A 14,004-nucleotide genomic window follows, 5' to 3' on the forward strand; every position below is an offset into this window, starting at 1 on the left:
ATGAAAGCATACGTTTTTCCAGGTCAAGGCGCTCAATTCACAGGAATGGGTAAAGATTTATATGAGAGTTCTACATTAGCCAAAGATTTATTCGAAAAAGCAAATGAAATATTAGGTTTCCGTATTACCGATATCATGTTTGAGGGTACAGCTGAAGAGTTGAAAGAAACTAAAGTAACCCAACCAGCAGTTTTCTTGCACTCGGTTATTTTAGCAAAAACATTAGGTGATGATTTCAAGCCAGAAATGGTGGCAGGACATTCTTTGGGAGAATTTTCAGCATTGGTAGCCAATGGTGCATTATCCTTTGAAGACGGATTAAGATTAGTTTCTAAACGAGCGCTGGCAATGCAAAAAGCTTGCGAAATAAAACCTTCAACTATGGCTGCTGTGCTTGGATTAGCAGACAACATCGTGGAAGAAGTTTGTGCTTCTATTGACGGAGTTGTTGTTGCGGCAAATTATAATTGTCCTGGGCAACTTGTAATTTCTGGTGAATTTTCGGCAGTTGAAAAAGCATGTGAGGCGATGAAAGAAGCTGGAGCAAAACGTGCATTATTACTTCCTGTAGGAGGTGCTTTCCACAGCCCAATGATGGAACCGGCAAGAGAAGAACTAGCTGCCGCAATTGAAGCAACTACTTTCTCCACTCCAATATGTCCAGTGTATCAAAACGTAACGGCTAACGCAGTATCAGACGCTACTGAAATCAAGAAAAACTTAATTATTCAATTGACTGCTCCTGTGAAATGGACACAATCAGTACAACAAATGATTGCTGACGGAGCTACATTGTTTACGGAAGTTGGTCCAGGAAAAGTATTGGCAGGATTAATTGGAAAAATCAATAAAGAAGCGGTTACTGCTAACGCTTAAAATAAGTGTTCAGTTATTAGTGTTCAGTTTGAATCCGACTGTACTTCCCTGATATAGGTTGACCACAAAAGTCAAGTTATATGAATGCAAATTTAAAAGAAATTAGGAAACTCCGAGTTTATTCGGAAGAGTTTAAAAAAGGAATCGTAAGTTTTTACGAAAGCGGGAAGTATAGTGTTCTGCAATTAGAACGACTTTACGGAGTAAATAACGTTACAATCTACAATTGGATTTATAAATTTTCTACTTTTAATGAAAAAGGAATTAGAGTTGTAGAAATGAAAGATAGTAACATTGATAAGCTAAAACAGTTAGAACTCAAGATAAAAGAACTTGAACAAGCGGTTGGTCAGAAGCAAATAAAAATTGATTATCTCGAAAAGATGATTGATATAGCTAAAGATGAATTTAATATCGACATAAAAAAAAACTCCAACACCCCACAATCAGCTGGTTCGTTGAGAACCAGAAAGTAATAAGTTTTTCTTTAAATCAGCTTTACGAAACACTTGAAATAAGCAAGCAAGCAGTTAATCAGTATTCAAAAAGACAGGTTGCTTTTGAAAGAAAGATAGAATGTCTGATTTTAGAAGCAGAGGAACTAAGGAAAGAACACCCAGGTTGTGGGGTTGAGAAAATGTATTATGCTTTGCGTCCTAATTTCATAGGAAGAGATAGATTTATCGATACGTTTATGGATTTAGGGTTCAGGATAAAAGGCATAAAAATTACAGGAGAACAACGTTTTCTGTGAAAGTTTATTTTCCGAATCTAATAAAGTCAATGTCTGTATATGCTCCGTCGACGATTTGGCAATCGGATATAACTTATATTTATGTTGGAGAAAGATTTTATTACGCAGTGTTTATAATAGATGTTTATACAAAGAAAATCGTTGGACATCAACTATCTAATCATATGAGAGCTACTGCTAATTTAAGCGCAATGCAAATGGCATTAGAAAACAATCAAGCTCCAATGATACACCACTCTGATAGAGGTAGTCAGTATATTTACAATGAATATATAGCTCTTCTCAAAGTGAGTGGATGCGAAATCAGCATGGCATTGTCAGGACAAGACAATGCTTATGCAGAAAGGATTAACAGAACAATAAAAGAAGAGTATATAGACCATTGGAAACCTAAAACATTTGAACAATTAAAAAAGGATGTAGATAGAGCAGTTGAACATTATAATAATAAGAGACCTCATAACAACATAGGGAAATTAAGCCCTGTTGATTTTGAAAATAATTGGTTCAATAATCCTCTTTTTTCTAAGCCTATTATTACTATTTTTGACAATGATAAATTAATAGAAATCGGTCAACTTTAATTAGGGACGTGCAGACAATAAATATAATCCTCATAAACTGATGTTTGTGGGGATTTTTTTATTGATTAAGCAACAAAAAAACCTTAGATAAAAAGAAAGCTCATTCTACCTTTATAATTATTAATTGGAGGAATGATAAATTATTTTTTCCACCAATCCCGATTGCGTTTAAGAATCTCCGCTTTCGCTTCTTCCATAGTCATTCCATTTTCCCATTCTGCTTTAAGTTCTTCGGGAGATTTCACACTAAATATTGCTTTGATTTCTGAAACTTTATTTAAAACGGAAGGGTCTTCTAATTTTGACAACCAATCGATCAATTCTAATTTTTTATCTGAAGCATCCATAACAATTACTTTAATACCCAAATTTACAACTAATTAGCCCTAATTATCAAAAAAAAATCCCAAACTATCAGTACGATAACTTGGGATTTTTAACATTTAAAATCTTATGTCAGGAGTTTATTTCTTCCCTCTAATCTTCTGCTCCCATTTCCACGCACTGGCTAAGGCTTCCTCAAGAGTAGATTGCGCTTTCCAACCTAATACGTTGTTTGCTTTGTCCGTATTGGCGTAAGCCGAAGTAATATCACCTTCTCTACGGGCAACAATTTTATAAGGCAGTTTCTTATTACTTACTTTTTCGAATGTAGTAATTACTTCCAAAACTGAACTTCCGGTTCCTGTTCCTAAGTTAAAAGTCTCTACTTTTTCCAGGTTCTTTTTATCCAATAAACGTTGTAATGCTATAACGTGGGCTTTCGCCAAATCTACAACGTGAATATAATCACGAATACAAGTACCATCAGCCGTAGGATAATCATCTCCATATACCGATAATTCTTTACGCAAACCATAACCTGTTTGAGTAATAAAAGGCACCAGATTTTGTGGAACACCTATAGGTAATTCGCCAATTTCAGCAGAAGGATGTGACCCTATTGGATTGAAATAACGCAATAAAATTGCATTTATATTCGACACTTTTGCCACATCAGTAATAATCTCCTCACCTATTTGTTTTGTATTTCCATAAGGAGACATCGCTGTTTGAATAGAAGCATTTTCAGTAATAGGCATTGTTTCAGCCTGACCGTAAACGGTGCAGGAAGAACTAAAAATAAAGCTAGCCTCTTCCTTTTTTTGCAGTTCTTGTAAAAGATAAACTAGGGCATTGATGTTATTCTCGTAATACAGCAACGGATTCTCCACGCTTTCGCCCACAGCTTTAGAAGCTGCAAAATGAATTACACCTGAAATATCAGCTTGTCTCTTAAAAAACTCCTGAACTTTCACTTTATCGCGTAAATCCAACTTTTCGAATGCTGGTATCTTCCCTGTAATAGCAGATATCCCGTCTAATACATCTAATGAAGTATTAGAAAGATTATCAATAATAATCACTTCAAATCCTTGATTTTGCAATTCGACAACGGTATGAGAACCTATAAAACCTAACCCGCCTGTTACCAGTATTTTCATTTCCCTTTTGTTTAAACGATATGGCTAAAAACCAAATCTTATTTCATTAAAAAGACGCGATAAATCGCGTCTCTACTTTATTTCAAATACTCTAAAATACTGTCGGTTATAAACTTAACCTGATCTTCTTCAAGTTCCGTATGCATTGGTAAAGACAATACTTCTTTTATCAATTGATTCGTTACTGGAAAATCTTCCTCTTTGTAACGCGTGTCCAAATATGCTTTTTGAGAATGCAACGGAATAGGGTAATAAATAGCACAAGGAATCCCTTTATCTAGAAGATGTTGCATTAATCCATTTCTGTCGGCATCAATGATTCTTAATGTATATTGATGAAAAACATGACTGTCTTTATCTCCAAAAATGAATGGGGTCACAATATTTTTATGATTGGCTAAAGCGGCACTGTACGCATTTGCCGCAGCTTGTCTAGCCACATTATAAGCATCTAATTTTGGTAATTTAGCATTCAAGACTGCTGCTTGAATACTGTCTAAACGGGAATTCACACCCACCACATCGTGATGGTAACGTTCGTACATTCCGTGATTTACGATTCCGCGTATTTGATGTGCCAGAGCATCGTCATTAGTGAAAATGGCACCACCATCCCCATAACAACCTAAATTTTTGGATGGAAAAAAGGAAGTAGAAGCCACGTGACCTATCACGCCCGCTTTCTTTTTCGAACCATCTCCATATTTATAATTGGCACCAATAGCCTGTGCATTATCCTCAATTACGTATAGATTATGTGCTGCAGCAATTTCCATTATTGCGTCCATATTTGCCGCTTGTCCAAATAAATGTACCGGAACAATCGCTTTGGTTTTTGGGGTTATCGCTTTTTTAATTGCTTCAATAGAAATGTTGAAAGTGTCCATATCAACATCAACTAATACCGGAGTTAATTGCAACAATGCAATCACTTCAACAGTTGCAGCAAAAGTGAAATCGGCAGTAATTACCTCGTCACCTGGTTTTAAATCCAGTCCCATCATGGCAATTTGCAATGCATCAGTCCCATTAGCACAAGGAATAACATGTTTAACATCAAGATATTCTTCTAATGACTTCTGGAATTGGTGAACCTGAGGTCCGTTGATATAAGTATTTGTATCTAAAACTTCTTGGATAGAATGGTTTACTGTTTCTTTTATATTTTCGTATTGCCCTTTCAGGTCAACCATTTGTATTTTCTTCATTTCCTTATATAATTAAAGTTTAAAAGTTTAAGGATTAAAGTTGCTTCAAAAACCAACTCCCACTTTCTTAAAACCAAGAACAAAAATAGTTATTTAATGAGTTCCCGCAATGGATTTTCTATAAACTAATGTATTTTAGCGCCACAAAACAACAGCTATGCTTTTTCTATACAATCTACTTATAAATTTTAGCGCTATAATCGTAAAACTAATCGCTATTTTTAGTCCGAAAATCCAACTTTTTGTAGAAGGCAGAAAATCGGTTTTTATCGCTTTGGCATCCAAAATTGATCCTAAAGACAAAACGATTTGGTTTCACGCAGCTTCACTTGGTGAATACGAACAAGGATTACCTGTTATTGAAAAGATAAAGGAAAAATACCCGAGTCATAAAATCGTCCTGACTTTCTTTTCCCCATCCGGATATGAGGTTAGAAAGAACAATACCGTTGCTGATGTTACCGTGTATTTACCATTGGACACTAAAAAAAATGCTACCGAATTCATGAAATTAGTTCATCCTGAAATGGCCTTTTTTATAAAATATGAATTTTGGCTGAATTACCTGAGCGAACTTAAAAAACACAACACACCAACTTATCTTATTTCTGGGATTTTTAGAAAAAAACAACTGTTTTTCAAATGGTATGGAGGCTTTTATAGAGAAGCATTAGATACTTTTACCTATTTTTTTGTGCAAAACGAAGGGTCAAAAAAGTTATTATTACAATTAGGAAAAACTAACGTATCCGTTTCTGGTGACACTCGTTTTGACAGGGTAGCTTCTATTTTAGAGAAAGACAATTCGTTAGATTTTATTGCTGATTTTAAAAACAATACCACTACAATTGTTGTGGGAAGTTCTTGGCCAAAAGACGAAAACATATTAGTGGACTTTATCAATTCGACCAATCATAAAGTAAAATTTATTATTGCACCTCATAACATCAAGAATGATCAAATCCAACAACTGAAAAATTCGATAACCAAAAAAACCGTTTTGTTTTCTGATGTACAAACACCATTAATCGAGTCTTTACACGATTTTGATGTGTTTATCATAGACACAGTTGGTATTCTGACCAAAATATACAGCTATGCTGATATCGCTTATGTGGGTGGAGGCTTTGGAAATCCAGGCGTTCATAATATTTTAGAGCCAGCCACTTTTGGAGTTCCTATTATTATTGGCCCAAACTATTCCCATTTTGCCGAGGCGACAGCATTAGTCAATATGGAAGGTTGCGTTTCTATTTCAAATAAAACGGAACTAAACCAAGCTTTTGAAAATTTGATTCGAAATGAAGATATTCGGAATGAAAAAGGGCACATTTGCAGCACTTTCGTGCAGATGAATAAAAATGCAACTTCAATTATTTTAAAGCAACTGGGGATGTAATATAATTTTCATTTCAGTATTAAACATTGACATCAAATTCCTTTTGTTAGCCTGTTTAGTTTTTAAAATCAGCTTAAGAAGTAAACAAGTAGAGCGTTTTTATAACATACTCATCCATTTGCACAACAACTTAAGTTAAAAGTAATGTAGCTTGAAGTCAAAACAGCAATGAAAATGCACAAAAATTGTATCTTGCCGACGATTTTATATTCCATCATCGAAAAATGATGCAGTATATTTTTAAATAAAAATCTTAATATAAATTGACATTATGAAATTTTTAAAATTACTCCTTTTATTATTTGTTGTCCAGACCCAAGCACAACAAGGCGGTATGTGGGTTCCTTCTCTTTTAAAAGGAATGAACGAAACCGAAATGAAAAACCTGGGTATGAAAATGACCGCTAAGGACATTTATGACGTTAATCAATCCAGTATGAAAGACGCTGTTCCCCATTTTAATGGTGGCTGTACTTCAGAGGTGATTTCGCCAAAAGGGCTTATATTAACAAACCATCACTGTGGTTTTGACGCTATTCAAAAACATTCATCAGTAGAACATGACTATCTTACTGATGGTTTCTGGGCTTATAAAATGGAAGAAGAATTGCCTAATGAAAACTTGACAGTCACTTTTATCGTCAAGATTGAAGATGTAACTACTCAAGTATTAGCCGGAGTTTCCTCTTTATCTTCAGAAGAAGAAAAACAAAAGAAAATTCAGGAAAACATCACTGCTTTAAGCAACAGTCTTCCCAAAGAAAGCTGGCAAGAAAACAAAATTCGTACTTTCTACGAAGGAAATCAGTATATGTTATTTGTTACTGAAACTTTCAAAGACGTGCGTTTAGTAGGAGCTCCACCAACATCAATAGGGAAATTTGGATCAGACACAGACAATTGGGTTTGGCCAAGACATACCGGAGATTTCTCTTTGTTTAGAATTTATGCTGACAAGAACAATCGCCCTGCTTCCTATTCTAAAGACAATGTGCCTTACACTCCAAAACACTTCTTGCCTATTTCATTAGACGGTATTCAAGAAGATGACTTTACATTGGTTTTTGGCTATCCAGGACGCACCAACGAATATTTACCCTCTGTTGCTATCGAACAAATTGTAAACGAATTAAACCCTGCTAAAATCGAAATTAGAGATCGTGCTTTGAAAGTGGAAGATGGTTTTATGAGAAAGGACAATGCGATTAAAATTCAATATGCTTCAAAATATGCGAGTACAGCAAATTATTGGAAAAAATGGATTGGAGAAACACAAGGATTAAAAAAATCGAATGCTGTTGTCCTTAAAAAAGAAGCGGAGAAAGAATTCCAAGTAAAAATTAGCAAAGCAGGAAAAGATCAAGAGTACGGAAGTTTGTTTTCAGAATTCGAAAAAAACTACACAGAAATTGCCCCTTACGCGCTAAGTAGAGATTATTTCTCGGAAGTTATATTGAGAAATACGGAATTACCAGGTATAGGTTTTAAACTATTCCAATTAGAACAAGTTTACAACACTAAAGGCGAACAATCGTTTACGGACAGAAAAAACAACTTAATCAATAGTCTTGATGAGTTTTACAAGAATTTCAATCCCGCAGTAGATGAAAAAGTATTTGAACAACTTGTAGAGTTGTACGCCACGAAATCTCCAAAACAGTTTTTACCTTCTAATTTAACGAACGTAAATTCAGCTAAACTAGCAACTGACATTTACAGTCAATCAAAATTGACAAGCTTCTCTAAATTAAAAGAACTACTTACTGGAGATTCAAAAACGGTTATAGCTAATTTAAATAACGACAAAGGATTTCAATTTGTAAAAGAGGTAGCTGAAAAATACCTAAAAGAGGTAGCTCCAAAATACGATGCTTTGAATTTAAAAATATCTGCGTTGCAACGTACCTATATGAAAGCACAACTGGAGCTGAATAAAGACGCACGTTTATTCCCAGATGCTAATAGTACATTACGTGTTACTTATGGAAAAGTAAAAGGATACGAGCCAAAGGACGCTACTGTATACACTCCTGTGACGTATTTAGACGGCGTAATGGAAAAATACATCCCAGGTGACTATGAATTTGATGTTCCATCAAAATTAATCGAACTGTACAACAACAAAGATTATGGGGAATATGGCGAAAATGGTAAAATGCCGGTTTGTTTTATTGGAACAAATCACACTACAGGAGGGAACTCTGGAAGCCCCGCTATTGATGCAAATGGGAACCTTATTGGACTGAACTTTGATAGGGTTTGGGAAGGTACTATGAGCGACATTTATTATGACCCAAGTATTTGTAGGAATATAATGGTTGACATTCGCTATGTTTTGTTTATTATGGACAAATATGCTGGAGCAAAAAACTTAATCGAGGAGTTGCAATTAGTTCACCCAAAGAAAAACAACCCCCTGAAAAAGAATATATTACACAAAAAGACAAAATAAAACCCCTTTGATAATTGACACAATAATTGACTGTCATTGGGTCGATGAAGAATATTTGATTTTTTTTTGAAAATAAATTGAAAAAATATTTTACATATCAAAAATTTTATATCTTTGCCTCGAATTAATAATTAACCTTTTATAATAAAGTAAGATGAAAAAAGTATTTTTAAGTTTAGCTGTAGTTGCTGTTTTAACTGTTGTATCATGTAAGAAAGCTGACGCTGCTGCTGACGCAACTGAAGTTGTTGATTCTTCAGCTGTTGCTGTAGACACAATGGCTGTTGATACTGCTGCTGTTTCTGTTGATTCAGCTGCTGTTGAAGCTCCTGCTGCTCACTAATTAGAATTTATTCTAAGAAAAAATTAAAACCATTACTTAACGTGATGGTTTTTTTTTATGCGCTAAAAATAGCAATGAAAATCAAAACAAAAAAAAGAGAGCCTTGATTACATATAATCAAAGCTCTCTTTTTGCTATTTAAACCTTTTCGAAATCAATCTTCAAAAACGAAATCATTTGCAGAGAAGTCCAATATCTCCGCCTTAGATCCATATTTTACTATTTCATCAATTCCTTTCTGGACCATTAACACTGTTGAATACTTCCTGCTTGTTGCCATAACAGCATCTACAACCAATACCCTGAAAAAGAACTTCCCACTAGTCGTTTTGAACTTCACAAAAGAACAAGTCTCAAAAACGGACCTAACATACTCCGCATCCGACTCACAGTCCATCCTTAATTCATACGCTTTACTAGTTAAAATCGGCTTCCCTTTTCTGGAAGTGTATTCAAACTTATAGCTTCCATTAAATCTTTTACTAATAACAAAAGAACCCATAAAATTTTTGATTGTTTATTTGAAGACATCCATAAAGGAACAAAATAAATTTCGCAATCCCTATCCCTCTTATCTTATTGATTTTTAAAACTTGCTTATAGGAGTTAGCGAAAAAAAGACTAGACTAAACTATTATCTAATACTCAATCAATAACAACCCAACAGTTAAACCTAGTTTTGACTAACACAGACAAGCTCCGTGTATTTTATAAAACAAAAAAAACCTCTTCTTTCGAAGAGGTTTAGTACTCAGAGCGGGACTTGAACCCGCACGAACATTGCTGTTCACTGGATTTTAAGTCCAGCGTGTCTACCAATTTCACCATCCGAGCATTATGTGGTATCGAGCGAAAAACGGGGCTCGAACCCGCGACCTCGACCTTGGCAAGGTCGCGCTCTACCAACTGAGCTATTTTCGCATTTTCATCTTTAATAAGAACTGCAACACTTTGTTAGTATTGCGGTTGCAAATTTAGGACATTTATCGAATAAAACAAGAGCTTTTTAAATATTTTTTATCATTTTTTCATAACCTTCTGATAACCCAAACTTTAATTATTTGTTTACTTTTTAGTAAGCATTCTTTTTATCTCATTTAGCTTCATCATTGCTTCTATAGGCGTCAATGTATTTATGTCAAGATTTAAAATTTCCTCTTTAATCTCTTCTAACAATGGATCGTCTAAATTGAAAAAACTCATTTGCATTTCATCCTTTTCTGCTTTGATTCCGCTTAACACTTCACTCGAATGGTCTTTCTCCAGTTTCTTTAATAGTTTTTGCGCTTTTAGAATAACAGTTTGCGGCATTCCAGCCATTTTCGCCACATGTATTCCAAAACTATGCGCACTCCCTCCTTTGACTAATTTTCGAACAAAAAGTACCGTATCTTTTAATTCTTTTACCGCCACGTTATAATTTTGAATCCTTGGCAAGGTCTCACTCATTTCATTCAGCTCATGATAATGGGTAGCAAACAAGGTTTTAGGCCTTGAAGGATGATCGTGTAAAAATTCTGCAATGGCCCAAGCAATCGAAATTCCATCATAAGTACTTGTCCCTCTACCTATTTCGTCTAGCAACACTAAGCTTCTGTCGGAAATATTATTCAAGATGGAAGCCGTCTCATTCATTTCGACCATAAAAGTAGATTCACCCATCGAAATATTATCTGAAGCCCCTACTCTTGTGAATATCTTGTCTACAATCCCCATCTTAACACTGTCAGCAGGCACAAAACTTCCCATTTGAGCCAAAAGCACAATCAAAGCAGTTTGACGCAATATAGCCGACTTACCAGACATATTAGGTCCTGTAATCATAATTAATTGCTGGGCTTCCCTGTCTAAAAACACATCATTAGAAATATACGGTGTTCCTACTGGCAATTGTTTTTCGATAACAGGATGCCTTCCGTTTTTTATATCAAGTTCAAATGTTTCGTCTAATTCTGGGCAAACATATTTATTTTCTATTGCTAATTGCGTAAACGAGCACAAACAGTCTAATTGAGCCACTAAATTAGCATTCAACTGTACCGGCTTTATATAAGTGGTAATCCAAGCAACTAATTGCTCAAATAATTCGGATTCTATTTTTTGTATTTTCTCTTCAGCGCCAAGAATTTTAGCTTCATACACTTTTAATTCCTCAGTGATATAACGCTCCGCATTGACAAGAGTTTGTTTTCTTATCCATTCTGGCGGCACCTTATCTTTATGCGTATTCCTAACTTCGATGTAATACCCAAAAACATTATTAAATGATATTTTCAAAGAGGTAATCCCTGTTCGTTGCGACTCTCTTGACTCAATTCCTTCTAAATAATCTTTACCCGAAGTTGAAATTGCGCGCAATTCATCTAATTCTTCATTGACCCCTTTAGCAATTGCATTCCCTTTGGAAATAGCAACTGGAGCGTCTTGATTTAAAGTGGCTTTAATCTTCTCACGCAATAAATCACAACTATGCAAACTATCTCCAATAATCTTTACCGCTTCTTGCGGGCTCTCTAAAGCCAATGCTTTTATAGGAATGATAGCGTCTAGAGATTCTTTTAGGTAAATCACTTCTCTAGGAGAAACTTTTCCCGCAGCGATTTTGGAAATCAGTCGCTCTAAATCGGAAATTTGCTTGATCTGATTTTGCATGCGCTTTAAAACCTCCTGGTTTTCTTTCAAATAAGAAACAACCTGATGACGGCCTTGTATTTTAGCACAATCTTTTAGCGGCAAGGCTAACCAACGTTTTAACAAACGACCACCCATTGGCGAAAGCGTTCTATCAATAACATCCAGAAGAGTTACCGCATTAGGGTTATAACTATGATATAATTCGAGATTCCGAATCGTAAAGCGATCCATCCAAACATATGCGTTTTCAGCAATACGCTGAATTGAAGTTATGTGCTGTACCTTATTGTGCTGTGTTTCGGATAAATAATATAAAATAGCTCCCGAGGCAATAATCCCCTCTTTCAACTCTTCGATACCAAAACCTTTTAAGGAAACAGTTTTAAAGTGCTTCGTTAAAATATCGAATGCATAATCTTCCTTATATATCCAATCTTCTAAATAAAAGCTATGGTAGTCGTCCCCGAAATTTTCTCGGAACTCGTTTTTATTATTCTTTTGAATTAAAACTTCACTTGGGCTAAAATTTTGAAGCAACTTATCAATATACTCGGCATTCCCTTGAGCAGTAAGAAACTCCCCAGTTGATACATCCAAAAAAGAAATACCAATTGATTTATTAGCAAAATATACCGATGCTAAAAAATTATTTGTTTTAGAATTCAACACCTCATCGTTCATAGAAACACCCGGCGTCACTAACTCAGTTACCCCACGCTTGACAATTGTCTTAGTCATTTTTGGGTCTTCAAGTTGGTCACAAATCGCTACACGAAGTCCAGCTTTAACCAGTTTAGGCAAGTACGTATTTATAGAATGATGTGGGAAACCAGCTAAGGCTGTTTCAGTCTCAGAGCCTGCTCCACGTTTAGTTAAGGTAATTCCAAGAATTTTAGAAGCCCTAACTGCATCATCTCCAAATGTTTCATAAAAATCACCCACACGAAACAACAAACAAGCATCAGGATATTTCCTTTTGATTTCGTTATACTGCTTCATTAATGGTGTTTCCTTTACTACTTTGTCTTTAGCTGCCAATTTAATTGTGGTTTTTAGATGTGAAAAATATCAGCGAATTTAAATATTTAATAATGGAAAAGTAAACTCTAAAAAAAAAATTAAAAAAATTTTATGCAAAAATTTAGATGTAATTTCAATATTTTCTATAAATTTGTTATTAATTAATAAAAAAAGACTGAAATGAAAAAAATATTTTTACTAGCGATGCTTACTGTTTTAGGAGTTACAACTTCTAATGCTCAAGAGACTACCAAAAAAATAAAAGCTGTTAAAGCTAAAGTTGCAAGAGTAGATGGCGCAGGAATGGTTTTTGCTTCAGAAACTATTGATTACGGAACAGTTGCTTACAATTCTGACGGAAAACGTGAGTTTGTTTTCACAAACAACGGAACCAAGCCTTTAATTATCACAAATGCACAAGGATCTTGTGGATGTACAGTTCCTACTTACCCTAAAGAACCAATTGCTCCAGGAGCAAAAGGTGTTATTGGAGTAAAATATGACACTTCAAGAGCAGGACAAGCTTTTACAAAAACAGTGACTTTGACTACAAATGCAGTAGATGAGCCAACAAAAACCCTTACTATTAAAGGAAATGTATTGGCTGCTGATGGTTCAAAAAGCTAAATATCTTTTAAATATCTCAAAAAAAGCTTCCTTAATTCCGGAAGCTTTTTTTTATTACATCAAACCCATATCAAAGAATGAGAAAATTAGAAAACAGCGAACTTGAAAGAAAATCTATTGAAGATTTCAAAAAATCAGAAAAAACTCCTGTTATTTTAGTATTGGATGATGTTCGCAGTTTACACAACATTGGTTCTGTATTTAGAACTGCCGATGCTTTTTTAATTGAAAAAATATATCTGTGTGGTATAACGGCAACTCCTCCAAACAAAGAAATTAATAAAACAGCCCTTGGAGCTACCGAAACTGTCACTTGGGAATACAATAAAAATGTTCTTGAAGTCATCGAAAACTTAAAGAAGGACAATGTGACTACACTTGCAATTGAGCAGGTGGAAAGCGCAATTTTTTTACAAGATTTTAAAGTTGAAAAAGGATCTAAGTATGCATTAGTTTTCGGGAATGAAGTTTATGGTGTGTCTCAAGAAGCTGTGGCTCTATGTGACGGTTGCATCGAAATCCCTCAATTAGGGACGAAACATTCACTTAACATATCAGTAAGTGCCGGAATTGTAATTTGGGACTTTTTCAAGAAAATGATATAATACTACTATGATTTACGA

At 34.9% G+C, this 14,004-nt stretch carries 13 protein-coding genes and 2 tRNA genes; 8 read left to right on the top strand and 7 right to left on the bottom strand.

Features of this window, described 5'->3' with window-relative positions; translation table 11 throughout:
* From fabD to FLAK523_RS01405, 3 genes are all read left to right on the top strand, one after another.
* Positions 1–876, top strand: coding sequence for an ACP S-malonyltransferase (gene fabD / locus FLAK523_RS01395; protein WP_248905729.1), 876 nt, complete (start codon positions 1–3; stop codon positions 874–876).
* Positions 877–956: 80 nt separating this feature from the next.
* Entirely contained in the window at positions 957–1,352 is a 396-nt protein-coding gene (locus tag FLAK523_RS01400) for a transposase (RefSeq protein ID WP_248902299.1), read from the top strand.
* 274 nt (positions 1,353–1,626) lie between these two features.
* Positions 1,627–2,214 carry an IS3 family transposase gene (locus FLAK523_RS01405; RefSeq protein ID WP_248905738.1) on the top strand — a complete coding sequence of 196 codons (588 nt, stop codon included), beginning with the start codon at positions 1,627–1,629 and terminating at the stop codon, positions 2,212–2,214.
* A gap of 140 nt (positions 2,215–2,354) precedes the next feature.
* Here the strand turns inward: FLAK523_RS01405 and FLAK523_RS01410 are convergent, their stop codons facing one another.
* The 3 genes from FLAK523_RS01410 to FLAK523_RS01420 form a co-directional block, all read right to left on the bottom strand.
* On the bottom strand, positions 2,355–2,582 hold the full coding sequence (locus FLAK523_RS01410; protein ID WP_248905740.1) for a hypothetical protein: 228 nt from the start codon (positions 2,580–2,582) through the stop codon (positions 2,355–2,357).
* A 96-nt stretch (positions 2,583–2,678) separates the two neighbouring features.
* Complete coding sequence (gene galE / locus FLAK523_RS01415) at positions 2,679–3,698, bottom strand: UDP-glucose 4-epimerase GalE (RefSeq protein WP_248905742.1); 1,020 nt, start codon at positions 3,696–3,698, stop codon at positions 2,679–2,681.
* 77 nt (positions 3,699–3,775) lie between these two features.
* Entirely contained in the window at positions 3,776–4,906 is a 1,131-nt protein-coding gene (locus FLAK523_RS01420) for a DegT/DnrJ/EryC1/StrS aminotransferase family protein (RefSeq protein WP_248905743.1), read from the bottom strand.
* A gap of 157 nt (positions 4,907–5,063) precedes the next feature.
* Here FLAK523_RS01420 and FLAK523_RS01425 point away from each other — a divergent pair, with 157 nt between their 5' ends.
* The 3 genes from FLAK523_RS01425 to FLAK523_RS01435 all read left to right on the top strand — a co-directional run bounded on the left by FLAK523_RS01425 (position 5,064) and on the right by FLAK523_RS01435 (position 9,100).
* Positions 5,064–6,305, top strand: a complete 1,242-nt coding sequence (locus tag FLAK523_RS01425) for a 3-deoxy-D-manno-octulosonic acid transferase (RefSeq protein WP_248905745.1) — start codon at positions 5,064–5,066, stop codon at positions 6,303–6,305.
* A gap of 271 nt (positions 6,306–6,576) precedes the next feature.
* Positions 6,577–8,757 (top strand): S46 family peptidase, encoded by a 2,181-nt coding sequence (locus tag FLAK523_RS01430; RefSeq protein WP_248905747.1) that lies wholly within the window; start codon positions 6,577–6,579, stop codon positions 8,755–8,757.
* A gap of 154 nt (positions 8,758–8,911) precedes the next feature.
* Positions 8,912–9,100, top strand: a complete 189-nt coding sequence (locus tag FLAK523_RS01435; protein WP_248905748.1) for a hypothetical protein — start codon at positions 8,912–8,914, stop codon at positions 9,098–9,100.
* A gap of 154 nt (positions 9,101–9,254) precedes the next feature.
* Here FLAK523_RS01435 and FLAK523_RS01440 read toward each other — a convergent pair whose 3' ends face one another.
* From FLAK523_RS01440 to mutS, 4 genes are all read right to left on the bottom strand, one after another.
* Entirely contained in the window at positions 9,255–9,602 is a 348-nt protein-coding gene (locus FLAK523_RS01440; RefSeq protein ID WP_248905750.1) for a DUF1508 domain-containing protein, read from the bottom strand.
* A gap of 246 nt (positions 9,603–9,848) precedes the next feature.
* Positions 9,849–9,934: transfer RNA gene (locus FLAK523_RS01445), tRNA-Leu, on the bottom strand.
* A 14-nt stretch (positions 9,935–9,948) separates the two neighbouring features.
* Positions 9,949–10,021, bottom strand: a tRNA-Gly gene (locus FLAK523_RS01450).
* A 144-nt stretch (positions 10,022–10,165) separates the two neighbouring features.
* Positions 10,166–12,772 (bottom strand): DNA mismatch repair protein MutS, encoded by a 2,607-nt coding sequence (mutS, locus tag FLAK523_RS01455; RefSeq protein WP_248905753.1) that lies wholly within the window; start codon positions 12,770–12,772, stop codon positions 10,166–10,168.
* A 162-nt stretch (positions 12,773–12,934) separates the two neighbouring features.
* On the opposite strand from mutS, the gene FLAK523_RS01460 reads away from it, so the two are divergent.
* Together FLAK523_RS01460 and FLAK523_RS01465 are read left to right on the top strand one after the other, a co-directional pair.
* Positions 12,935–13,381 (top strand): DUF1573 domain-containing protein, encoded by a 447-nt coding sequence (locus FLAK523_RS01460; RefSeq protein WP_248905755.1) that lies wholly within the window; start codon positions 12,935–12,937, stop codon positions 13,379–13,381.
* 77 nt (positions 13,382–13,458) lie between these two features.
* Positions 13,459–13,986: an RNA methyltransferase gene (locus FLAK523_RS01465; protein ID WP_248905757.1), complete on the top strand. Its 528-nt coding sequence runs from the start codon at positions 13,459–13,461 to the stop codon at positions 13,984–13,986.
* Positions 13,987–14,004: the final 18 nt, after the last annotated feature.

Origin of the sequence: Flavobacterium sp. K5-23 (assembly GCF_023278045.1) — a bacterium.
Taxonomy (GTDB): domain Bacteria; phylum Bacteroidota; class Bacteroidia; order Flavobacteriales; family Flavobacteriaceae; genus Flavobacterium.

Excerpts from the sequence above, each read along its gene's own strand:
- FLAK523_RS01440 (WP_248905750.1), bottom strand. The coding sequence starts at position 9,602 with ATGGGTTCTTTTGTTATTAGTAAAAGATTTAATGGAAGCTATAAGTTT.
- galE (WP_248905742.1), bottom strand. The coding sequence starts at position 3,698 with ATGAAAATACTGGTAACAGGCGGGTTAGGTTTTATAGGTTCTCATACC.
- FLAK523_RS01465 (WP_248905757.1), top strand. The coding sequence starts at position 13,459 with ATGAGAAAATTAGAAAACAGCGAACTTGAAAGAAAATCTATTGAAGAT.
- FLAK523_RS01435 (WP_248905748.1), top strand. The coding sequence starts at position 8,912 with ATGAAAAAAGTATTTTTAAGTTTAGCTGTAGTTGCTGTTTTAACTGTT.
- FLAK523_RS01430 (WP_248905747.1), top strand. The coding sequence starts at position 6,577 with ATGAAATTTTTAAAATTACTCCTTTTATTATTTGTTGTCCAGACCCAA.
- FLAK523_RS01420 (WP_248905743.1), bottom strand. The coding sequence starts at position 4,906 with ATGAAGAAAATACAAATGGTTGACCTGAAAGGGCAATACGAAAATATA.
- FLAK523_RS01460 (WP_248905755.1), top strand. The coding sequence starts at position 12,935 with ATGAAAAAAATATTTTTACTAGCGATGCTTACTGTTTTAGGAGTTACA.
- fabD (WP_248905729.1), top strand. The coding sequence starts at position 1 with ATGAAAGCATACGTTTTTCCAGGTCAAGGCGCTCAATTCACAGGAATG.
- FLAK523_RS01425 (WP_248905745.1), top strand. The coding sequence starts at position 5,064 with ATGCTTTTTCTATACAATCTACTTATAAATTTTAGCGCTATAATCGTA.
- FLAK523_RS01400 (WP_248902299.1), top strand. The coding sequence starts at position 957 with ATGAATGCAAATTTAAAAGAAATTAGGAAACTCCGAGTTTATTCGGAA.